We start from the raw sequence: 20834 nt of genomic DNA, 5'->3' as shown, positions 1-20834 counted from the left end.
CGGGCTTTTCAGGGTTTTCAGCGAGGTGCAGGGTGAAAATTGCCATATTGTCCAGGGATGGAACGCTCTATTCTTGCAAACGTCTGCGCGAAGCCGCGATGCGGCGCGGCCATCTGGTAGAGATACTCGATCCTCTTTCCTGCTATATGAATATTAACCCGGCAGCGTCGTCGATCCATTACAAGGGACGTCGTCTACCCCATTTTGACGCCGTTATTCCCCGTATTGGTTCGGCCATTACCTTTTATGGTACCGCTGCGCTACGTCAGTTTGAGCTGCTGGGTAGCTATCCGCTGAATGAATCCGTCGCCATTACCCGCGCGCGCGATAAGCTGCGATCCCTACAACTTCTGGCGCGCCAGGGTATCGATCTTCCCATTACCGGGATCGCCCATTCGCCGGATGATACCAGCGATCTCATTGATATGGTCGGCGGGGCGCCGCTGGTCGTGAAGCTGGTAGAAGGCACGCAAGGGATCGGCGTGGTATTGGCGGAGACGCGCCAGGCTGCTGAAAGTGTCATTGATGCGTTCCGGGGGCTTAATGCCCATATTTTGGTTCAGGAATACATTGCCGAAGCTAAAGGATGCGATATTCGTTGTCTGGTCGTCGGCAATGAGGTTGTGGCGGCGATTGAGCGGTGCGCGAAAGCAGGCGATTTTCGCTCCAATCTTCATCGCGGCGGGGTGGCCAGCATCGCGACGATCACTCCCCGTGAACGGGATATCGCCATCAAAGCCGCACAGACGTTGGGGCTGGATGTGGCGGGCGTTGATATTTTACGCGCCGCGCGCGGGCCGCTGGTTATGGAAGTGAATGCCTCACCGGGACTGGAAGGCATCGAAAAGACCACGGGCGTGGATATCGCGGGGCGAATGATTCAGTGGATAGAACGCCACGCCACCCCTGAATTTTGCCTTAAAATCGGCGGCTAATCGCAATCGTGGATTCCGTCGTAGTACGAAGCACGCTTTTTGCGTAAGCTGTGCCGGTAATTTTTTCATCGTCATCGTAAGAGGTAGCACATTATTATGATATCACTGGTCGTTCCCACTCTGGATACGTTGCGTCAATGGCTCGACGACCTGGGCATGAATTTCTTCGAATGTGATACCTGCCAGGCGCTGCATTTGCCGCATATGCAGAATTTTGACGGCGTCTACGATGCTAAAATCGATTTGGTGGACAACACCGTCCTTTTTTCCGCGATGGCGGAAGTCAGGCCTTCCGCGTTGTTGCCGCTGGCGGCCGATCTCTCCGCTATCAACGCCAGTTCGTTGACGGTAAAAGCTTTTCTCGATATGCAGGATGATAATCTGCCAAAACTGGTTGTGTGCCAGTCTTTATCCGTTATGCAGGGTGTCACCTACGAACAATTCGAATGGTTTGTTCGCCAAAGTGAAGAGCAGATCTCTATGGTGATCCTTGAGGCCGGGGCGCATAAGCTTCTGTTTAACGCGGAAGAAGACGCGCAAAAAACCAGCGCAGTTGACCATTTTCTTCACTGATCCCTCCCGATAATCAGGCAGTCGCTGCCAGCGCGGCTGCTGTTTACGTTTTTTTATGCTGCCGTTAACCTTTATTTAAAGAATTATTCACCTCCTTTCTGACCATTTCGCTTTATCACATAGACAAAACCTGCATAAAAAATTGATAAAAGGCGTTTTTTAATCTGGGCTATAGCCTCAAACCTTAGCTAAAGTTATTCTTGCGAAGCTTCTATAGCGAGCTTGATGGCAGGGGGGCGACCTCTCTTCTTCATTGGCATCAAATGAAAAGGTATGCACATTTCAGGCATGTTTTAAACCACGCCTAATGGGTTCATTTGTTAACGGATTTCAGAAGGAAAGCGATGATGACCGCCTTAAAGAAAAAATGCCTATCGGGTCTGGTTGCGGGTGCGCTGATGGTCGTCTCTGTCGGCACGCTCGCTGCCGAACAAAAAACGCTGCACATTTATAACTGGTCAGATTATATCGCGCCGGACACGGTGGCGAACTTTGAAAAAGAGACCGGGATTAACGTTATCTATGATGTCTTTGACTCTAACGAAGTGCTGGAAGGCAAGTTAATGGCAGGCAGCACCGGGTTCGACCTGGTGGTACCATCGGCCAGTTTTCTTGAGCGCCAGCTCACCGCGGGCGTTTTTCAGCCGCTGGATAAAAGCAAACTTCCCGGCTGGAAAAACCTCGATCCTGAACTGCTGAAACTGGTAGCGAAGCACGATCCTGACAACAAATACGCCATGCCCTATATGTGGGCCACGACGGGCATTGGCTATAACGTTGATAAAGTGAAAGCGGTGCTGGGGGATGATGCGCCAGTGAATAGCTGGGATTTAGTCCTCAAGCCGGAAAATCTGGAGAAGCTAAAAAGCTGCGGCGTCTCTTTCCTTGATGCGCCTGAAGAAATTTTTGCTACCGTGCTGAACTATCTGGGTAAAGATCCGAATAGCAGCAAAGCGGATGACTACACCGGCCCGGCAACCGATCTGTTGTTGAAGCTACGGCCAAACATTCGCTATTTCCACTCCTCGCAATACATTAACGATCTGGCTAATGGCGATACCTGTGTGGCCATCGGCTGGGCGGGCGATGTCTGGCAGGCCGCTAACCGGGCGAAAGAGGCGAAAAATGGCGTCAATATCTCTTTCTCGATCCCCAAAGAGGGGGCAATGGCATTTTTTGATGTGTTTGCCATGCCGGCTGACGCCAAAAATAAAGACGAGGCCTACCAGTTCCTTAATTATCTGCTGCGCCCTGATGTGATTGCCCATATTTCCGATCACGTTTTCTACGCCAATGCGAATAAAGAGGCGACGGCGCTGGTCAGCCAGCAGGTGCGCGATAACCCGGGAATTTATCCGCCGGCGGATGTGCGGGCCAAGTTGTTTACCCTGAAAGTTCAGGAGCCGAAGATTGATCGCGTCCGCACCCGCGCATGGACGAAGGTGAAAAGCGGTAAGTAATTTATTAACGGTATGGCCTGATAAGCGTGCGCTATCGGGCATTCCACCGTTTGTATCGTTTGATTGTGTTATGCCGGAGAGCGCCTTGTGAATGATGCCCCCCACCGCCCGCAGGTGAAAACCCGTAAAGCGCTGACGCCGCTTCTGGAAATTCGCAACCTGACGAAGTCATTCGACGGGCAACATGCTGTCGATGATGTCAGTCTGACTATCTATAAAGGCGAGATTTTTGCTCTGCTGGGCGCGTCAGGATGTGGAAAATCGACCCTGCTACGGATGCTGGCAGGTTTTGAAGTGCCGAGCAGCGGGCAAATTATGCTCGACGGCGTCGATCTGGCGCATGTTCCGCCATATCAGCGCCCGATTAATATGATGTTTCAATCCTATGCGTTGTTTCCGCATATGACGGTAGAACAGAACATCGCTTTTGGTCTGAAGCAGGACAAACTGCCGAAGGCGGAGATTGCCAGCCGTGTCAAAGAGATGCTGGGTCTGGTACACATGCAGGAGTTCGCGAAACGTAAGCCGCATCAGCTTTCCGGCGGTCAGCGCCAGCGCGTGGCTCTGGCGCGCAGCCTGGCTAAACGTCCTAAGCTGCTCTTGTTAGATGAACCGATGGGCGCGCTGGATAAAAAATTACGCGACCGGATGCAGCTTGAAGTGGCTGATATCCTTGAGCGCGTCGGCGTGACCTGCGTCATGGTGACACACGATCAGGAAGAAGCGATGACGATGGCGGGGCGCATCGCCATCATGAACCGTGGCAAGTTTGTGCAAATTGGCGAACCGGAGGAGATTTACGAGCATCCGACGACCCGCTATAGCGCCGAATTTATCGGATCGGTAAATGTTTTTGAGGGCTTACTAAAAGCGCGTGAAGAGGACGGTCTGGTCATTGACGCGCCCGGTCTGATACATCCGTTAAAAGTCGATGCGGATGCCTCTATCGTTGATAATGTGCCGGTATATGTGGCGCTACGTCCGGAAAAAATCATGTTGTGTGATGCGCCGCCTGCCGATGGCTATAACTTCGCCGTCGGCGAAGTGGCGCATATTGCCTATCTTGGCGATCTGTCTATTTATCATGTGCGGCTAAAAAGTGGGCAGATGATCAGCGCTCAACTGCAGAATGCGCACCGTTACCGGAAAGGGTTACCAGCCTGGGGCGACGAAGTGCGTTTGTGCTGGGAAGCGGATAGTTGCGTGGTCCTGACGGTATAAGGGGGAAACATGAGCACACTTGAACCTTCGGCGCGCAACAGCAACCCTGGCGGCGCGGCGCTATGGTTGGCGCGAATGCAAATGAAACATGGGCGTAAGCTGGTTATCGCCTTGCCCTATATCTGGCTCATTCTGCTGTTTTTACTGCCGTTTCTCATTGTCTTTAAGATAAGCCTGGCGGAAATGGCGCGGGCGATCCCGCCGTATACCGATTTACTGGAATGGGCCGGCGGTCAGTTGTCGATTACACTCAATCTCGGCAATTTTTTGCAACTGACCGATGATCCTCTCTATTTTGAGGCCTACCTGCAATCTTTACAGATTGCAGGTATTTCCACGATCTGCTGCTTGCTGCTGGGCTACCCGCTGGCGTGGGCGGTGGCGCATAGCAAACCCTCCACGCGCAATATCCTGCTGCTGCTGGTGATTCTGCCCTCGTGGACGTCTTTTTTAATTCGCGTCTATGCCTGGATGGGCATTTTGAAAAACAACGGCGTGCTGAATAATGTGTTGCTGTGGCTCGGGGCTATCGATCAGCCGCTGACTATCCTGCACACTAACCTGGCAGTCTATATTGGCATTGTTTATGCCTATCTGCCGTTTATGGTTCTGCCCATTTATACCGCATTGACGCGCATTGATTATTCGCTGGTGGAAGCGTCGCTGGATCTCGGTGCCCGACCGCTGAAAACGTTTTTTAGCATCATTGTCCCGCTCACCAAAGGCGGAATCATCGCCGGCTCGATGCTGGTTTTTATCCCGGCGGTGGGCGAGTTCGTGATCCCGGAATTGCTTGGCGGGCCGGACAGTATCATGATTGGTCGCGTCCTGTGGCAGGAGTTTTTCAATAACCGCGACTGGCCGGTCGCTTCTGCGGTCGCCATTATTATGTTGCTGCTGCTGATAGTACCAATCATGTGGTTCCATAAACATCAGCAAAAAAGTGTGGGAGAGCACGGATGAATAACTTACCGCTCGCTCGCTCGCCCTGGCGCATTCTGATTCTGGTGCTGGGGTTTACTTTTCTCTATGCGCCGATGTTAATGCTGGTGATTTACTCGTTTAACAGTTCGAAGCTGGTGACGGTGTGGGCGGGATGGTCGACGCGCTGGTACGGCGAGCTGTTTCGGGATACCGCCATGATGAGCGCGGTGGGATTAAGCCTGACGATTGCCGCCTGCGCGGCGACGATGGCGGTGATTCTCGGTACTATCGCCGCGGTGGTGATGGTGCGATTTGGACGATTTCGCGGCGTAAACGGCTTTGCGTTTATGATCACCGCGCCGCTAGTGATGCCGGATGTGATTACCGGACTGTCGCTGCTGCTGCTGTTTGTCGCGCTCGGTCATGCCATCGGCTGGCCCTCCGATCGCGGTATGCTGACCATCTGGCTGGCGCACGTCACTTTCTGTACCGCCTATGTGGCGGTGGTGATCGCTTCGCGATTACGCGAACTGGATCGCTCTATTGAAGAGGCGGCGATGGATCTTGGCGCAGCGCCGCTGAAGGTCTTTTTTGTCATTACGCTACCAATGATCATGCCAGCGGTGATTTCGGGCTGGCTGTTGGCCTTTACGCTCTCCCTTGACGATCTGGTGATTGCCAGCTTCGTTTCCGGTCCCGGTGCCACCACGTTGCCGATGTTGGTTTTCTCCAGCGTGCGCATGGGCGTGAACCCGGAAATCAACGCGCTGGCGACGTTAATCCTCGGCGTGGTAGGAATCGTCGGATTTATTGCCTGGTACCTGATGGCGCGAGCGGAAAAACAGCGGATTCGCGATATCCAGCGTGCAAGACGCGGTTGAAGCCACTAAAATCTTCCACTATGGCAATGCGTTGCCGCGCGGGTCGCGGCATCATTTTCAGGGAAGACATTCATTGGGATTTTTAAAGCAATCAACCTCATCACATGCTCGTCTAAATGTGCCTACGCTGGTGCAGGTTGCGGCTATGGCGATTATTTTGATTCGCGGTCTCGATGTGCTGATGATTATGCATACCCTCGGCATACGCGGGATGGGCGAGTTTATTCATCGCAGCGTGCAGACGTGGAGCTTAACCCTGGTCTTTCTGGCAAGCTTAGTATTGGTCTTTATTGAAATTTATTGCGCGTTTTCGCTGGTGAAAGGGCGTAGCTGGGCGCGCTGGGCGTACATGGCGACACAAATTATTGTGAGCGGCTATCTGTGGGCGGCCTCGTTGGGCTACGGGTATCCGGAGCTGTTTAGTATCGCGGGAGAATCGAAGCGTGATATCCTGCATTCACTGGTCATGCAAAAACTCCCCGATCTTTTAATTCTGTTTCTGCTGTTTATTCCCGCTCCCAGCCGTCGGTTCTTCCGGCTGCAATAATGTGTATAATCGTCGCCCCGGATAATATGAAGGTTTTTTGGTATGCAGTGCGCACTCTATGACGCGGGTCGCTGCCGTTCCTGTCAATGGATTACGCAGCCGGTTAACGAGCAACTTTCCGCAAAAACAGCCGATTTACATCGTTTGCTGACCGGACTGCCTGTTGAACAGTGGTGTGCGCCGATTGGCGGCCCGGAGCAGGGTTTCCGTAATAAAGCGAAAATGGTCGTGAGCGGTAGTGTAGAAAAACCGCTATTCGGGATGCTGCATCGCGACGGTACGCCGGTTGATCTTTGCGGCTGCCCGCTGTATCCCGCTTCCTTTGCCCCCGTGTTCAGCGCGCTAAAACCCTTTATCGCCCGCGCCGGGCTCACGCCTTATAACGTGGCGCGAAAACGCGGCGAACTGAAATACCTGTTGCTGACGGAAAGTCAATTTGATGGCGGCATGATGCTACGCTTCGTGTTGCGTTCAGAAAACAAGCTCAGGCAACTGCGCGCGGCGTTACCGAGGCTGCGCGCGCAACTGCCGCAGCTCAGGGTGATTACCGCGAATATTCAGCCGGTACATATGGCGATTATGGAAGGAGAGACGGAAATCTACCTGACGGATCAGCAGGCGCTGGCGGAACGTTTTAACGATGTGCCGCTGTGGGTTCGCCCGCAAAGTTTCTTTCAAACTAACCCTACGGTTGCCAGCCGATTATATGCGACGGCGCGCGACTGGGTAGGGCAATTGCCGGTACGCCATATGTGGGATCTTTTTTGCGGAGTGGGCGGATTCGGCCTGCACTGCGCGACGCCGCAGATGCAATTAACCGGTATTGAGATCGCGCCGGAGGCGATTGCCTGCGCGAAGCAATCTGCGGCCGAGCTGGGATTAACCCGCCTTCATTTCCAGGCGCTGGATTCCACCCAGTTCGCCACCGCACAAGGCGAAACGCCCGATCTGGTGTTGGTGAATCCTCCCCGCCGCGGCATTGGCAAGCCGTTGTGCGATTACCTTGCACAAATGGCACCGCGTTTTATCATTTATTCAAGCTGTAACGCAAAGACAATGGCGCAGGATATTCGCCATCTGCCGAACTACCGTATTCAACGTGTTCAGCTTTTCGATATGTTCCCCCATACCGCGCATTATGAAGTGTTAACATTGCTTTGCAGGCTGTAGCGCCAGAAGTTATGCATACAAAATATCTATACTAACTGTTTAATTATCCATAAATAATAATAACCATAATCGATCGATAAAAAACACCGATCGATCATGGTTATATATTGCTCTATTTTTGCAAATCAAATCACAAATAGTCACTTTGAATCTTTCAATGACTATTTTTGATTATTACAGTGCGTATAAGGCAAAATGAGATAAGGCGGTTTATCGAATAAATTTTAATAGCATCAGCGAAGCAATACGTAACGTCAGTAAAGGGGTCAATTATGACAACGAATAGGTACGCTTATGGAGGGCGTTCAGATGATGTTTGCCAAATTTATAGATGTTATTCAAACGTTTTTAACTGAACCTGCAATATTAATTGGGATATTAGTCGGTATTGGCTATACACTGGATAAAAAGACGCCTATAAAAATTATTACCGGTATGATCAGCGCGATGGTCGGTTTGATGATGGTGCTATTTGGCGGCTTTCAATTTTCAGCTACTTTTAAACCGGTTGCAGTGGCAGTAAGTAAGGCTTATGGCGTGCATGGATACTTAATGGATTCATACGCGATGAAAGCCGCGACGCAAATAGCTCTGGGTGATAATTTCGGTTATGTCGGATACGTTTTTGTACTGGCGTTTTTTACTAACCTGGTATTAGTTTTATTCGGGCGTTATACCGGTGCAAAAGGTATATTTCTTACCGGCAATACCGGGGTCTCTCATTCGCAAGCGGTACTGTGGTTAATCGTCTTCTGGCTGGGTTTCGGTTGGGTGCAATCAATTGTGATTGCCGGGATATTGACCGGGGTATTTTGGGCGTTTTCAACCACGCTCATTGTTAAGCCCATCGCCAAAGTGACCAATAACGCAGGTTTTACCATCGCGCATAACCAGATGCTGGGACTGTGGTTTTTCTCGAAATTCGCGCATAAATTCGGCGATCCGCAAAAGCATGATGCTGAAAACCTGAAACTTCCCGGTTGGTTAGCTATTTTTAACCACAATGTTACGGCAATCGCCATTGTGATGACGCTCTTCGTTGGTGGTTTTTTACTGGCGACAGGGATCGATAACGTACAGCTAATGGCGAAAGGCAAACCCTGGTATATCTATATTATCAATCTGGGCCTGCAATTCTCTATGTATATGGTCATCTTGCTGCAGGGCGTGCGGATGATGGTGGGTGAAATTAATGGCTCGTTTAAAGGATGGCAGGATCGCTTTATTCCTAACGCCATACCGGCTGTGGATGTTGCTGCCTTATTACCTTTCTCGCCGAACGCGGCCACTCTGGGATTCGTCTTTTGTACCTTCGGCACGATTTTTTCCATGGGCATTCTGCTGCTCACTCATAGCCCTATTATGGTATTGCCTGGTTTTGTTCCACTCTTCTTTTCCGGCGGTCCAATCGGCGTATTAGCCAACCGGATGGGGGGATATCGTTCCGTTATTATTTGTACTTTCTTGTTAGGAATTATTCAGACTTTCGGTACGGTATGGGCCATTCCTTTAAGCGGGCTGGCAAAAGAAGGTGTGGGCTGGACGGGAATATTTGACTGGGCAACTTTGTGGCCGGCGATTTGTGAATTACTGAAATTTATTGCTTCAACGTTCCATCTTGGTCCTTATTCCATTTAATTGATTCGGTTTATATAAAGGATTTTATTATGAAAGATTCTGTAAATATTTTATTCGTATGTGGTTATGGCGTAGGTAGTAGCGTAATGCTACAGACTGTTGTTAAAAAAGCGCTAGTAAAATATAACTTCTCTTTTGCTATGGAACATACGGCGGCAGGAGAGGTCGGTGGATTTACCGACTGGGCTGATATTTATGCAATTTCGAAAAAATTGCTTGATGTTGTCAGCCTCGATCCTAAACACGGACAATATCTCATTCCCATTGAAAATATCATGGATGGTGAATCAATAGGTAAACAGATTTACGACGTGGTAGAGAAAAATTTTCCGCACCTGCTCAACAAATGAGGGTGAGTCATGAAAGCGATTATTCTGCTGTTTGACAGTCTGAATAAAAACTATTTGCCGCCCTATGGCGATTTACTAACAAAAGCGCCTAATTTTCAACGTTTGGCGACACATGCCGCCACCTTTGACAATAGTTATGTCGGCAGTATGCCCTGCATGCCAGCCCGTCGGGAGCTGCACACCGGGCGCTATAATTTCCTGCATCGTGAGTGGGGGCCGCTGGAACCCTTTGATGATTCTATGCCGGAATTACTGAAAAAAGCGGGTATCTACACCCATCTTATCAGCGATCACTTGCATTACTGGGAAGATGGCGGCGGTAACTACCATAACCGCTATAGCTCCTGGGACGTAGTGCGCGGGCAGGAGGGCGACCACTGGAAGGCGAGCGTTGGCGAGCCGCCCATTCCGGAAGTGCTGCGCATCCCACAAAAACAAACCGGAGGCGGTGTTTCCGGGTTGTGGCGTCAAGACTGGGCAAATCGCGAATATATTCAGCAGGAAGCCGATTTTCCTCAGACAAAAGTTTTTGACGCCGGGTGCGATTTTATCCATAAAAATCATGCCGAAGATAATTGGTTATTGCAGGTTGAGACGTTCGATCCGCATGAACCGTTTTATACCACCGAGGAATATTTATCGCTCTATGACGATGAGTGGCAAGGCCCACACTATGACTGGCCGCGTGGCAAAGTCAGTGAAAGTGAGGAGGCGATTGCGCATATTCGCTGTCGTTATCGGGCCCTGGTTTCCATGTGCGACCGCAATCTGGGACGCATTCTTGATCTTATGGATGAACGCAATCTTTGGCGCGATACGATGCTGATTGTCGGTACCGATCACGGCTTCTTACTGGGAGAGCACGGCTGGTGGGCTAAAAATCAGATGCCCTATTATAACGAGGTGGCGAATAGCCCGCTGTTTATCTGGGACCCGCGCAGCGCGGTATGCGGAGCGCGACGGCAATCGTTGGTACAGATGATTGACTGGGCACCAACGCTACTGGATTATTTTCAGCAACCCATTCCCGCGGACGTTCAGGGACAAGCGTTGGCGAAAGTGATTGCCAGTAATGAATCCGTCAGGGAAGGCGCGCTGTTTGGCGTGTTTAGCGGGCATGTCAATGTTACCGACGGACGCTACGTTTACATGCGGGCCGCACAGCCGGGGCGTGAGCATGATATTGCGAACTACACGTTAATGCCGATCAAGATGAATGCGCGTTATGACGTGGATGAACTGGGAAAATTATCTTTGGCACCTCCGTTTAACTTTACTAAAGGGCTTCAGGTATTACGTATTCCGGCCAGGGAAAAATATAAAGGTGTGAATAGCTTTGGTCATCTCTTGTTTGATCTCAGAGACGATCCGCAGCAGCAACATCCCATTCGTGATGAGGCCATCGAAGCAAGGATGATCAACTTACTTATTCGCTTGATGAAAGAAAATGATGCCCCGGCGGAGCAGTATCGCCGTCTGGGTCTGGACATTGCCTAAGAACGTTACAACGTTGTAAGCCGGGTACGCGTCAGCGCCACCCGGCAGGTATTAGTGCGAATCGCCTGTTGATGCAGGCGATTGAGACTGATGACAAATTATAGAATGCCCGATGGTGCTGCGCTTATCAGGCCTGGATGATTTCCTGATTGCGACCCGTGGGCTGAATAAGGCATTTACGCTGTCATTTGGCAATACGATGGGCTAATAACATGCGTCTTACTGCGGGAACCACTGATCGCTGATTTTCTGATAAGTGCCGTCCGCTTTAATGGCCGTCAGCGCATTATTCAGTTTTTCCAGCAGCGCTTTATTGTCCGGACGCACCGCGATGCCAAGCCCGGTGCCGAAGTATTGCGGGTCAGTCACTTTCTCTGTTGCCGGACCCAGTTGCGGATTCGTTTTCAGCCACTCATTGACCACCGCGGTATCGCCAAAGACGCCGTCAATACGGCCATTTTTCAGGTCGATAATCGCATTCTGGTAGCTATCGTAGGCCACGGTTTTGACCTCCGGATGTTTATCCTGGAGATATTTCTGATGCGTGGTGCCGTTTTCCATACCGATACGCTTACCTTTTAGGTCGGCAAAGGTTTTATACGTCTCTTTTTTCGCAATCACCAGCGCGGAGTTTGCATAATAGGGGTTGCTAAAGGCGACCTGTTTGCTGCGCTCCGGGGTAATGTCCATTCCGGAAATTACCGCATCATATTTTCTGAATTTCAGCGCCGGGATAAGGCTATCGAAAGCATGATTGGTAAAAGTACATTCTGCCTGCATTTGTTTGCATAATGCGGTCGCCAGATCGATATCAAAGCCCACAATTTTATTGCTCGCATCCAGGGATTCAAACGGTGGATAGGTGGCGGAAACACCGAAATTGATTTTTTCAGCGGCGATGCTGCCAGTGGCAAAAGAGGCGAGTAATGCAGCCAGAACTAACTTTTTCATGATGTCACTCCCGTAATCTTATGATTATGCGCCGTATCTGCGGCATAGATTTACAATGCCATTATTTGAATTTATATGCAATATAAATGATTAAATATTTTATTGAGAATGAAAAAAGACGGACAGGTTAACCACTTGTCCGTCTGATTTATTCAATATTATGCATCGGAGACTTGATAATCGCAGCGCCATTAGACAATTGCCGGATGGCGGCGCGAACGTCTTATCCTGCCTGGTTAATTGCGCCGCTCAAACGCCAGGGCTTTACGCTCAATCAAACGCATCATCAGCGTCAATAGACCGTTGACGACCAGGTAAATTACGCCTGCCGCGCCAAATACCATCACATCGTAGGTGCGACCATAGAGCAATTGACTGTAACCCATGACTTCCATCAAGGTGATGGTATAGGCCAGCGAGGTACTTTTGAAGACCAGTACCACCTCATTAGAGTAAGAGGAGAGGGCGCGTTTAAACGCATAGGGCAACAAGATCGCCAGCGTATCTTTTTTACTCATCCCCAGCGCGCCGCAGGACTGCCACTGACCTTCCGGAATCGCGCGAATCGCGCCATAAAATAGCTGCGTGGTGTAAGCGGCGCTGTTTAGCGACAACGCGATCAGCGCGCATAGCCACGGTTCAGACAGTAGATGCCAGAGTATTGGATACTCTTGCAGCGTCGGGAATTGGCCGGGTCCGTAGTAGATCAGGAAAATTTGCACCAACAACGGCGTGCCGGTAAACAACGTGATATAGCCGCGCACCAGCCACACCACGAACGGCGTTTTTAGCGTCAGGATGATGGTAAAAACTAACGCCAGCACCAGAGCGACGGCAATAGAAGCCACGGTCAACGTCAGGCTGGTGTGTAGCCCTTTTAGCAGTTCAGGTAAATACTCAAGCATTAGTTCGGCCTCCGCTCAAAACGTGTCGCGCGCAGGTCTATGCGTTTGAGAATGTACTGACTGATCAGCGTAATGACCAGGTAAATAGCCGCCGCAATAATGTACCAGTTAAACGGTTCCTGGGTGCGGGTGGCAATACTTTTTGTCTGCAACATCAGATCGTTAACGCTGATAAGGCTGACCAGCGCCGTATCTTTTAGCAACACCAGCCACTGATTACCCAGCCCTGGCAGGGCGTGACGCCACATCTGCGGCATCACCAGACGGAAAAAAATTGCCGTCTTTGATAATCCCAGTGCCTGACCCGACTCCCACTGACCCGACGGAACGGCTTTCAACGCGCCGCGTAGCGTCTGCGACGCATAGGCCGCATACAGCAGGGACAACGCAATCACACCGCACAGGAAAGGACTGACATCAAAGTTCTCAATCTCCATTTGCACTGGGATCTGTGCAAAGCCGAGATGGAGGGTAAACCCGTCAGACAGCGTAAGCAGGAGCTGCGAGGAGCCGAAATAGATAAACAGCACCACCAGAATTTCCGGCAGGCCGCGCAAAATAGTAACCAGCGCGGAACCCATCCAGGCAATCGGGCGCCATTTTACGGACTCCCAGACGGCAAAGAACATGGCTAACGCGAGGCCAATGATCAGCGCGCAGACGGCAAGGCCGACGGTCATCCCGGCGGCGCTTGCTAAAGGAAAAAATTCGTTCATCAAAGATTACTTCTGGAACCATTTGTTATAGATGGTCTCGTAAGTCCCATCTTTCTTCACTTTTTCCAGCGCAGTATTGAATTTCTGCTGCAGCTCGGTATTGCCCTGGCGTACCGCGATACCCAGACCAGTGCCGAAATAATCTTTATCGGTGACTTTATCGCCGACCGGTGCCAGCTTAGGATTGGCTTTCAGCCATTCGGTCACGACCGCCGTGTCGCCGAAAACGGCGTCGATACGGCCATTTTGTAGATCCAGCTTCGCGTTCTGATAGCTGTCATACGGTACGGTGGTGATTTCCGGATGTTTATCCATGATGAATTTCTGGTGCGTCGTACCGTTCTGTACGCCGACTTTCTTACCTTTCAGTTGATCGACGCTGGTATATTTACCCTGCTGACCAATAAACAGCGCGGAGTTGTCGTAATATGGCGTAGTAAACAGCACCTGCTTTTCACGTTCCGGCGTGATATCCATTCCCGCCATTACAGCGTCGAAGCGGCGGAATTTCAGGCTGGGGATCAGGCTGTCGAACGCCTGATTGGTAAAGGTACAGGTGGCGTCGATCTCTTTACATAGCGCGTTGGCCAGGTCGACGTCAAAGCCGACAATCTTGTTATTAGCATCCATCGATTCGAACGGAGGATAGGATGCTTCGGTCGCAAAACGAATGGTCTGGGCTGCTGTAGCGGAAAGGCTAAAGCCTGCAATTAGCGCGGCAATCAGAACTTTTTTCATTGTCATTGTCCCGAATCTTAGTGAGAGAGATAGTTTTTGAATGCTTCGGTCTGAGGGTGGGCAAAGCAACCCGCATCACCGTGCTCGACGATGTGACCATTTTCCATATAAATCACACGACTGGCGGTCTTACGCGCCACTTCGACTTCATGCGTAACGATCACCTGAGTAATGTTCGTTTCTGCCAGTTCATGAATAATACTGACGATTTGAGCAGTAATTTCCGGGTCCAGCGCGGCGGTCGGTTCATCAAACAGCAGCACCTGCGGCTCCATCATCAGCGCGCGGGCAATCGCGACGCGCTGCTGCTGACCGCCGGAAAGGTGCAACGGATAACGATCGCTATATGGCTTCAGACGCAGACGCTCCAGCAGCTTTTCTGCGCGCGCCAGCGCCTGATCTTTTGTCAGACCCAGTACGCGGCAGGGCGCTTCAATCAGATTCTGCACAACGGTGAGATGCGGCCAAAGATTATATTGCTGAAAGACCATTCCAACATTTTGACGCAGCTCACGAATCGCCTTATCGGACGGCGTTTTCGTAAAGTCAAAATGGTTCCCGGCGATAGTCAGAGTGCCGGAGCGCGGCATCTCAAGCAGATTGAGTACACGCAGCAGCGAACTTTTACCCGCCCCGCTTGGGCCAAGCAACACCAGCGTTTCGCCTTCGGGGCAATCCAGCGTGATATCGAACAGCGCCTGATGCGCGCCGTAAAAGCAATTAATGCCGTTTAATTGAATACTCATTGACACTCGTATACTGGCAGTCTGATAGCTATTGAAGCCGCAGATAGTACCTTTGACAGAATAGTTATGCAATATTTATGCGTTAAAAGTTAAATATATCCCACATTCTTCCCTAAACATAGCACAAAATAGCAGGAGGGATAGACGGTAAGAAGAATTGTCGGCATTCCGTGCAGAATGCCAGACAATTTACGGGGGTTATGAGTGCAGAAGCGGGGAATACTGTCTGTTAACGGTTTTCTATCGACTGGCGTAGCGTACCGGCAGGGGCATGGACATTTCCGCCCAGATAGCGAACGTCGTCAATCACCCAGCATGAGCCTTCGTGAATCATAAGCACTTCATCTTGCCAGCTTTGATCGCCCTGTTTTAACGCCACCCGCAGAGGAATATTGCGCGCATCTCGGTTCGGAATGGTTGATGCGCTGGCGACGTTGGCGCTATCCGGCAGCGTAGCGCGGCTGGAGAACGGATCGCTGCTCATCAACTGACGGTGTTCCGTATCGCGGCTGGCGTCGGTCAACAATTTCGCCAGGTTATCGCTCAAGTAAGGGCGAAGCGCGGTGATATCGTTGCTGTGGTGTTGAATACGGTAGTCGTAAAATTGTTGAGCCACGCTGTCCGGGCCACCTTCTACACACGCGCCGATACGCGGGCCATTATCTTTGTAGGCGGGAGTGACGGTCGTACAGGCGCTAAGCAGAAGCGCGCACGGGATGAGCAAAGAGAGTTTAGAATAGCGCATGATGATTTCCTTATAGGCGATCGAGCAAAAACCGATCTACGATAATCAATTATATCCTTTCAATGATAGCGTATCAGCTTGATAATGCGTTTGAGATCGTGTGCTTAGCTAACCCGGGAGATTCACTATGCAGTTTTCAACTACCCCAACGCTGGAAGGACAAAGCATCGTAGAGTATTGCGGTGTGGTGACGGGCGAAGCCATTTTAGGCGCTAATATTTTCCGCGATTTTTTCGCCGGCATTCGGGATATCGTCGGCGGACGTTCCGGCGCGTATGAGAAAGAGCTGCGTAAAGCGCGTGAAATCGCTTTTCAGGAACTTGGCGAGCAGGCTAAAGCGTTGGGCGCCGATGCCGTTGTGGGCATTGATATTGATTACGAAACCGTCGGCAAGGATGGCAGTATGCTCATGGTCAGCGTCAGCGGAACGGCGGTGAAAACGCGCCGATGAAAGCGCTACTGTGGCTGGTCAGTCTCGCGTTGCTCCTAACGGGTTGCGCGAGCGAAAAAGGGATTATCGACAAAGGCGGATATCAGCTTGATACCCGACATCGGGCGCAGGCGGCTTATCCGCGCATTAAAGTCCTGGTTATTCACTATACGGCGGAAAACTTTGACGTTTCGCTGGCGACGTTAACGGGTCGCAACGTTAGTTCGCATTACCTGATTCCCGCGATCCCGCCATTATATGGCGGTAAACCGCGCATCTGGCAACTGGTGCCGGAACAGGATCAGGCCTGGCATGCGGGCGTCAGTTTCTGGCGAGGCGCCACGCGTCTCAATGATACGTCTATTGGCATTGAGCTGGAAAATCGCGGCTGGCGAATGTCCGGCGGGGTGAAATCTTTCGCGCCGTTTGAATCCGCGCAAATTCAGGCATTAATTCCGTTAGCGAAGGACATTATCGCGCGCTATGACATCAAGCCGCAGAACGTGGTGGCCCATGCGGATATCGCGCCGCAGCGTAAAGATGATCCCGGCCCGCGCTTCCCGTGGCGCGAGTTGGCGGCGCAGGGTATTGGCGCCTGGCCTGACGCCCAGCGTGTGGCGTTTTATCTGGCCGGACGCGCGCCGTATACGCCAGTCGATACCGCAACGATGCTTGCGTTACTCTCGCGCTATGGCTATGAAGTCAAAGCCGATATGACGGCGCGCGAGCAGCAACGGGTGATTATGGCGTTCCAGATGCACTTCCGTCCGGCGCAATGGAACGGTATCGCAGATGCCGAAACGCAGGCGATTGCCGAAGCATTACTGGAGAAGTACGGCCAGGATTAACGCGGTAAATTTCCGTGATCGCGCAGCCAGGCGGCGGTGCGCTCAATGCCTTCGTCCAGCGTGACGATGGGCTGGTAGCCCAGTTCGTCCTGCGCGCGAGTCGTATCGAGCGTAAAGTCAAAATTCAGTTTTGACACGCCATAATGCGTTAGCGGGGGCTCTTTGGCGGATTTTTTGCCGAAGCGCTCCATACTGCGGGCGATCATATCCAGCATCGGGTAAGGCACAGAGCGAATGCGGCAGTCGATAGTGAGTTCATCAATTAACTTTTGTACGATGCTGCGTAAGGTGCGATTTTCACCGTTAGTGATGTTATAAGCGCGGCCAGAAGGCAGATGATCGCAACCCGGCAGGCTGGCCAGCCACATGGCGTGGATCGCATTTTCATAATAGGTCATATCGACCAGCGCGCTGCCCCCGTGCGGTAATAAGACGCTACCGTAATGGTGCATCATATGCGCCAGACGCGGGATAAATACTTTATCGTGCGGGCCAAACAGGCTTTGCGGACGCAATACCGTAAAACGTGTTTGCGGATTGGCCTGCGCCAGCAGATTAATCACCTCTTCGCCGGCGGCTTTGCTGCGGGCGAACTCATTAGCAAACCGATGTGGACGGAAATCTTCTTTGATATCACGGTGATGGTGGTAATCAAAATAGAGCGAGGGAGAGGAGATATGAATAAAATTACGCACACCCCAGGCGACTGCCCATTCACCCAGACGGCGAGTGGCGCGAACATTCGCCAGATCGAAAGCTTGTTGGGTTCCCCAGGGCGAGGTAAAGCTGGAGCAGTGCCACAACGTGTCGATTCCGGCGAGCATCACCTTAGCCTGTGAGGAGACCAGTTCGGTTAAGTCCGCATGGACGAATTCCGCGCCCATTTTTTCAAGCAACTTACCCATCGCTTCATTGCGACCCGTCGCTCTGACGCTGATGCCTTTATTGCGCAAAAATTCAACCGCGTTTCGACCTAAGCCGCTGGTGGCGCCGGTAACCAGTACCTTCATATCAATCCACTGTGTTTAATAAACCGTCGTGCGCATTCTTCCGTGAATTACGTCTGTATGCAATGGGAAACATGAAAGAATACAGCAAGTTTTTCTCATTTTTCTGTGATTTGTTCTGCAAGTCTGGCAATACGCTTTGCCATTCCCCGGAAAATAAACAGGTGCGCCGGGATCATCAGTAGCCAGTAAATCAGGCCCGGCATTCCGTGTGGATGCCACCAGGCGCGCACGTCAATTTCGCGATAGCGGCCTTTATCGTGCAGCGTGAAGCTAAGCCGCCCCAGACCCGGCGCTTTCATGCCAAACAAGAGCGTGAGCTGTTTTTCTGGTTCGACAATGATCACTTTCCAGCTATCTACCGTATCGCCAGGCTTGAGAAAGGGATGCGACGGGCGGCCTTTCGCCAGTTTATGCCCCACCAGACGGTCCATCGCGGCGCGCGTCTTCCACAAAATATTGCCGAAAAAATAGCCCTCTTTGCCGCCCAGCCGGTTTACGACCTGCCACAGCGCCGATAGGCTGGCCGGAGTCTGCGCGGTAAAGCCCGCCTGCTTTGGAAAATAGCCGTATTCGGGACGCCAGCGGGCGAAGGCCAGCGCGTCGTAGCCCCAGTCGCTGGAGTTCACCAGTTTTTCTTCTTCTTTCAGCGTGCGGCGAACAGCGTCGTCAAAGGTGATAAGCGTTTGGGGGATCAACGTTTTTAACGCGGCGTCATCGGCCAGCAAATCGTGCCTTAGCCCCTGGATTAACGCTTTTGCGGTAGTCGGCGGCACGGAGGTAATGACGTTTAAAAACCAGACCGAAATCCAGCGGGTCGGAAAAGGAACCGGGATCAGCGGACGCCGTTTACCGCTGACCGCCATAAAACGTTCAAACTGCTGCTGATAGCTTAATACCTGCGGCCCGGCGGCTTCCAGAATGCGGTGCTCGCACGCGGGATGGTTCAGTAAGCCGACCAGGTAGTTGAGTAAATTTTCCAGGGCGATAGGCGTGGTGCGCGAACGCACCCAGCGTGGCGGCGTGAGTATTGGCAGGTTGTAAACCATGTCACGCATGACTTCGAAGGCGGCGGAGCCTGCACCGACGATGATCCCGGCGCGTAATTCCGTCACCGGTACGCCCGCGTCGCGCAGCGTGTCAGCCGTAAGCTGGCGGGCGCGCAGGTGATCGGATTGCTCATGCTCCGGTGCCTGCAATGAACTGAGGAAAATAAGTTGTTTAACCGGCATCTGGCGCAGCGCGTCGCGCACATTGAGCGCCGCCTGGCGCTCATGGGCGATAAAATCGCCGCCTTCCCCCATGCCGTGTACCAGATAGTAAACGGTATCAATGTCGCGAAGCAGCGCGGGTAAATTCTCCGGCCAGTGCAGATCGACCTTATGACAACTGACGTTGGCAAGGCGCTGTTTTTCCAGACGTTCGACGCGCCGCGCCGCTGCCCGCACCTGATACCCTTGCTGACTTAGCGCAAAGACCAGGTGCTGGCCGATATAGCCGCTGGCGCCGAGAACCAGAATGCGTTGCGCCACGTTGCTCTCCTTAGCGGGCTAAAAAGGCGCGCCAGTGGGCGACGACGTTGACAAGCTGCTCGCGAGAGACATCCAGATGCGTTACCAGACGCACAATCGGCGCGGCGTTAATCAGGATATTCCGTTCCCGCAAATAGTCGCCAAGCGCGGCGGCTTGTGCTTCGCCAACGCGAACAAATAGCATATTCGTTTCGTGGCGCATGACCTCCGCGCCCGCTTCGCGAAGCTGCTGCGCCAGCCAGGCGGCGTTATCATGATCCTCTTGCAGGCGCGTTACGTTATGCTTTAGCGCATACAGTCCGGCCGCTGCCAGAATCCCTGCCTGACGCATTCCGCCGCCGACCATTTTACGCCAGCGCGTCGCGCGTTTAATGTAGTCGCGGTTGCCGACCAGCAGCGAACCGACCGGCGTCCCGAGACCTTTTGACAGGCAGATGGTAAAAGAGTCGCAGTACTGCGTAATCTCTTTTAGCTCACAGCCGTAGGCGACCACCGCGTTAAAAATTCGGGCGCCGTCAACGTGCAGTGCCAGCCCACGTTCACGGGTAAACGTCCAGGCGTCTTTCAGATACGCACGCGGCAGCACTTTCCCATTATGCGTATTTTCCAGACTGAGCAAGCGCGTGCGCGCGAAGTGGATGTCATCCGCTTTAATCTTCGCCGCCACGGTCTCCAGCGGCAGCGTGCCGTCTGCGGCGGCATCGATGGGTTGCGGCTGAATGCTGCCGAGTACCGCAGCGCCGCCAGCTTCATAGAGATAATTATGCGCGCCCTGACCGACGATATACTCTTCGCCGCGTTCACAATGGCTAAGCAGAGCGACCAGATTGGCCTGGGTGCCGGTGGGTAAAAAAAGCGCCGCTTCTTTGCCGGAAAGGTCGGCAGCATAGTGCTGAAGGTCGTTAACGGTAGGGTCATCGCCGTATACGTCGTCCCCGACCGGGGCGGCCATCATAGCCTCAAGCATGGCGCGGCCCGGTCGGGTAACGGTATCACTGCGTAAATCAATCATGGCACATC

At 52.2% G+C, this 20834-nt stretch carries 22 protein-coding genes; 13 read left to right on the top strand and 9 right to left on the bottom strand.

Going from position 1 to position 20834, the window contains the following annotated elements; translation table 11 throughout:
- The first annotated feature begins 32 nt into the window (after positions 1-32).
- The 11 genes from rimK (at position 33) to F4V72_RS14215 (ending at position 11196) form a co-directional block, all read left to right on the top strand.
- Positions 33-935, top strand: a complete 903-nt coding sequence (gene rimK / locus F4V72_RS14265; protein WP_023246540.1) for a 30S ribosomal protein S6--L-glutamate ligase — start codon at positions 33-35, stop codon at positions 933-935.
- 96 nt (positions 936-1031) lie between these two features.
- Complete coding sequence (locus tag F4V72_RS14260; RefSeq protein ID WP_136058388.1) at positions 1032-1508, top strand: YbjN domain-containing protein; 477 nt, start codon at positions 1032-1034, stop codon at positions 1506-1508.
- Positions 1509-1855: 347 nt separating this feature from the next.
- Positions 1856-2968 carry a spermidine/putrescine ABC transporter substrate-binding protein PotF gene (potF, locus tag F4V72_RS14255; RefSeq protein ID WP_136058616.1) on the top strand — a complete coding sequence of 371 codons (1113 nt, stop codon included), beginning with the start codon at positions 1856-1858 and terminating at the stop codon, positions 2966-2968.
- Between the two features lie 87 nt (positions 2969-3055).
- Positions 3056-4189, top strand: a complete 1134-nt coding sequence (gene potG / locus F4V72_RS14250; RefSeq protein ID WP_023246542.1) for a putrescine ABC transporter ATP-binding subunit PotG — start codon at positions 3056-3058, stop codon at positions 4187-4189.
- Between the two features lie 9 nt (positions 4190-4198).
- On the top strand, positions 4199-5152 hold the full coding sequence (potH, locus tag F4V72_RS14245; RefSeq protein WP_070804198.1) for a putrescine ABC transporter permease PotH: 954 nt from the start codon (positions 4199-4201) through the stop codon (positions 5150-5152).
- Entirely contained in the window at positions 5149-5994 is an 846-nt protein-coding gene (gene potI / locus F4V72_RS14240) for a putrescine ABC transporter permease PotI (protein ID WP_136058387.1), read from the top strand. The genes potH and potI overlap by 4 nt, the downstream gene beginning before the upstream one ends.
- Positions 5995-6067: 73 nt before the next feature.
- Complete coding sequence (locus tag F4V72_RS14235; protein ID WP_023246545.1) at positions 6068-6541, top strand: YbjO family protein; 474 nt, start codon at positions 6068-6070, stop codon at positions 6539-6541.
- Between the two features lie 42 nt (positions 6542-6583).
- Positions 6584-7711, top strand: coding sequence for a 23S rRNA (uracil(747)-C(5))-methyltransferase RlmC (rlmC, locus tag F4V72_RS14230; protein ID WP_150342468.1), 1128 nt, complete (start codon positions 6584-6586; stop codon positions 7709-7711).
- A gap of 294 nt (positions 7712-8005) precedes the next feature.
- Positions 8006-9349: a PTS sugar transporter subunit IIC gene (locus F4V72_RS14225; protein ID WP_053510038.1), complete on the top strand. Its 1344-nt coding sequence runs from the start codon at positions 8006-8008 to the stop codon at positions 9347-9349.
- Between the two features lie 29 nt (positions 9350-9378).
- On the top strand, positions 9379-9699 hold the full coding sequence (locus F4V72_RS14220; protein ID WP_023246548.1) for a PTS sugar transporter subunit IIB: 321 nt from the start codon (positions 9379-9381) through the stop codon (positions 9697-9699).
- 9 nt (positions 9700-9708) lie between these two features.
- On the top strand, positions 9709-11196 hold the full coding sequence (locus tag F4V72_RS14215) for a sulfatase (protein ID WP_023246549.1): 1488 nt from the start codon (positions 9709-9711) through the stop codon (positions 11194-11196).
- Positions 11197-11415: 219 nt separating this feature from the next.
- Here the strand turns inward: F4V72_RS14215 and artJ are convergent, their stop codons facing one another.
- The 6 genes from artJ to F4V72_RS14185 all read right to left on the bottom strand — a co-directional run bounded on the left by artJ (position 11416) and on the right by F4V72_RS14185 (position 15997).
- On the bottom strand, positions 11416-12147 hold the full coding sequence (gene artJ, locus F4V72_RS14210; protein ID WP_000737540.1) for an arginine ABC transporter substrate-binding protein ArtJ: 732 nt from the start codon (positions 12145-12147) through the stop codon (positions 11416-11418).
- Between the two features lie 236 nt (positions 12148-12383).
- Positions 12384-13052, bottom strand: coding sequence for an arginine ABC transporter permease ArtM (gene artM / locus F4V72_RS14205; protein ID WP_023246551.1), 669 nt, complete (start codon positions 13050-13052; stop codon positions 12384-12386).
- Complete coding sequence (gene artQ / locus F4V72_RS14200; protein ID WP_023246552.1) at positions 13052-13768, bottom strand: arginine ABC transporter permease ArtQ; 717 nt, start codon at positions 13766-13768, stop codon at positions 13052-13054. Before artQ ends, artM begins: the two co-directional genes overlap by 1 nt.
- A 6-nt stretch (positions 13769-13774) precedes the next feature.
- Entirely contained in the window at positions 13775-14506 is a 732-nt protein-coding gene (gene artI / locus F4V72_RS14195; RefSeq protein WP_053510036.1) for an arginine ABC transporter substrate-binding protein ArtI, read from the bottom strand.
- Between the two features lie 17 nt (positions 14507-14523).
- Positions 14524-15252, bottom strand: a complete 729-nt coding sequence (gene artP, locus F4V72_RS14190; protein ID WP_000027186.1) for an arginine ABC transporter ATP-binding protein ArtP — start codon at positions 15250-15252, stop codon at positions 14524-14526.
- Between the two features lie 229 nt (positions 15253-15481).
- Positions 15482-15997 carry a lipoprotein gene (locus F4V72_RS14185; protein WP_023246554.1) on the bottom strand — a complete coding sequence of 172 codons (516 nt, stop codon included), beginning with the start codon at positions 15995-15997 and terminating at the stop codon, positions 15482-15484.
- A 127-nt stretch (positions 15998-16124) separates the two neighbouring features.
- Between F4V72_RS14185 and F4V72_RS14180 the strand changes: the two genes are divergently transcribed.
- Together F4V72_RS14180 and F4V72_RS14175 are read left to right on the top strand one after the other, a co-directional pair.
- Positions 16125-16448 (top strand): heavy metal-binding domain-containing protein, encoded by a 324-nt coding sequence (locus F4V72_RS14180; RefSeq protein WP_001160725.1) that lies wholly within the window; start codon positions 16125-16127, stop codon positions 16446-16448.
- On the top strand, positions 16445-17275 hold the full coding sequence (locus F4V72_RS14175; protein ID WP_023249466.1) for an N-acetylmuramoyl-L-alanine amidase: 831 nt from the start codon (positions 16445-16447) through the stop codon (positions 17273-17275). The genes F4V72_RS14180 and F4V72_RS14175 overlap by 4 nt, the downstream gene beginning before the upstream one ends.
- Here the strand turns inward: F4V72_RS14175 and F4V72_RS14170 are convergent.
- From F4V72_RS14170 to ltaE, 3 genes are all read right to left on the bottom strand, one after another.
- Entirely contained in the window at positions 17272-18285 is a 1014-nt protein-coding gene (locus F4V72_RS14170) for an NAD-dependent epimerase/dehydratase family protein (RefSeq protein WP_023249467.1), read from the bottom strand. The genes F4V72_RS14175 and F4V72_RS14170 overlap by 4 nt on opposite strands.
- 95 nt (positions 18286-18380) lie before the next feature.
- Positions 18381-19814 carry an SDR family oxidoreductase gene (locus F4V72_RS14165; protein ID WP_070801951.1) on the bottom strand — a complete coding sequence of 478 codons (1434 nt, stop codon included), beginning with the start codon at positions 19812-19814 and terminating at the stop codon, positions 18381-18383.
- 10 nt (positions 19815-19824) lie between these two features.
- The gene (gene ltaE, locus F4V72_RS14160; protein WP_053510030.1) at positions 19825-20826 is read right to left on the bottom strand and encodes a low-specificity L-threonine aldolase; all 1002 of its coding nucleotides are present in this window, start codon (positions 20824-20826) and stop codon (positions 19825-19827) included.
- Positions 20827-20834 lie beyond the last annotated feature (8 nt).

The sequence above is a fragment of the Salmonella enterica subsp. diarizonae genome, assembly GCF_008692785.1.
In the GTDB taxonomy this organism is placed as follows: domain Bacteria; phylum Pseudomonadota; class Gammaproteobacteria; order Enterobacterales; family Enterobacteriaceae; genus Salmonella; species Salmonella diarizonae.
The sequence above is the reverse complement of the archived record's forward strand: the minus strand, read 5'-3'. Positions and strand labels throughout refer to the sequence as shown.

Coding starts and splice junctions, on each gene's coding strand:
- F4V72_RS14260 (WP_136058388.1), top strand. CDS start 1,032: ATGATATCACTGGTCGTTCCCACTCTGGATACGTTGCGTCAATGGCTC.
- potF (WP_136058616.1), top strand. CDS start 1,856: ATGACCGCCTTAAAGAAAAAATGCCTATCGGGTCTGGTTGCGGGTGCG.
- potH (WP_070804198.1), top strand. CDS start 4,199: ATGAGCACACTTGAACCTTCGGCGCGCAACAGCAACCCTGGCGGCGCG.
- potI (WP_136058387.1), top strand. CDS start 5,149: ATGAATAACTTACCGCTCGCTCGCTCGCCCTGGCGCATTCTGATTCTG.
- rlmC (WP_150342468.1), top strand. CDS start 6,584: ATGCAGTGCGCACTCTATGACGCGGGTCGCTGCCGTTCCTGTCAATGG.
- F4V72_RS14225 (WP_053510038.1), top strand. CDS start 8,006: ATGGAGGGCGTTCAGATGATGTTTGCCAAATTTATAGATGTTATTCAA.
- F4V72_RS14220 (WP_023246548.1), top strand. CDS start 9,379: ATGAAAGATTCTGTAAATATTTTATTCGTATGTGGTTATGGCGTAGGT.
- F4V72_RS14215 (WP_023246549.1), top strand. CDS start 9,709: ATGAAAGCGATTATTCTGCTGTTTGACAGTCTGAATAAAAACTATTTG.
- artJ (WP_000737540.1), bottom strand. CDS start 12,147: ATGAAAAAGTTAGTTCTGGCTGCATTACTCGCCTCTTTTGCCACTGGC.
- artM (WP_023246551.1), bottom strand. CDS start 13,052: ATGCTTGAGTATTTACCTGAACTGCTAAAAGGGCTACACACCAGCCTG.
- artQ (WP_023246552.1), bottom strand. CDS start 13,768: ATGAACGAATTTTTTCCTTTAGCAAGCGCCGCCGGGATGACCGTCGGC.
- artI (WP_053510036.1), bottom strand. CDS start 14,506: ATGAAAAAAGTTCTGATTGCCGCGCTAATTGCAGGCTTTAGCCTTTCC.
- artP (WP_000027186.1), bottom strand. CDS start 15,252: ATGAGTATTCAATTAAACGGCATTAATTGCTTTTACGGCGCGCATCAG.
- F4V72_RS14185 (WP_023246554.1), bottom strand. CDS start 15,997: ATGCGCTATTCTAAACTCTCTTTGCTCATCCCGTGCGCGCTTCTGCTT.
- F4V72_RS14180 (WP_001160725.1), top strand. CDS start 16,125: ATGCAGTTTTCAACTACCCCAACGCTGGAAGGACAAAGCATCGTAGAG.
- F4V72_RS14175 (WP_023249466.1), top strand. CDS start 16,445: ATGAAAGCGCTACTGTGGCTGGTCAGTCTCGCGTTGCTCCTAACGGGT.
- F4V72_RS14170 (WP_023249467.1), bottom strand. CDS start 18,285: ATGAAGGTACTGGTTACCGGCGCCACCAGCGGCTTAGGTCGAAACGCG.
- ltaE (WP_053510030.1), bottom strand. CDS start 20,826: ATGATTGATTTACGCAGTGATACCGTTACCCGACCGGGCCGCGCCATG.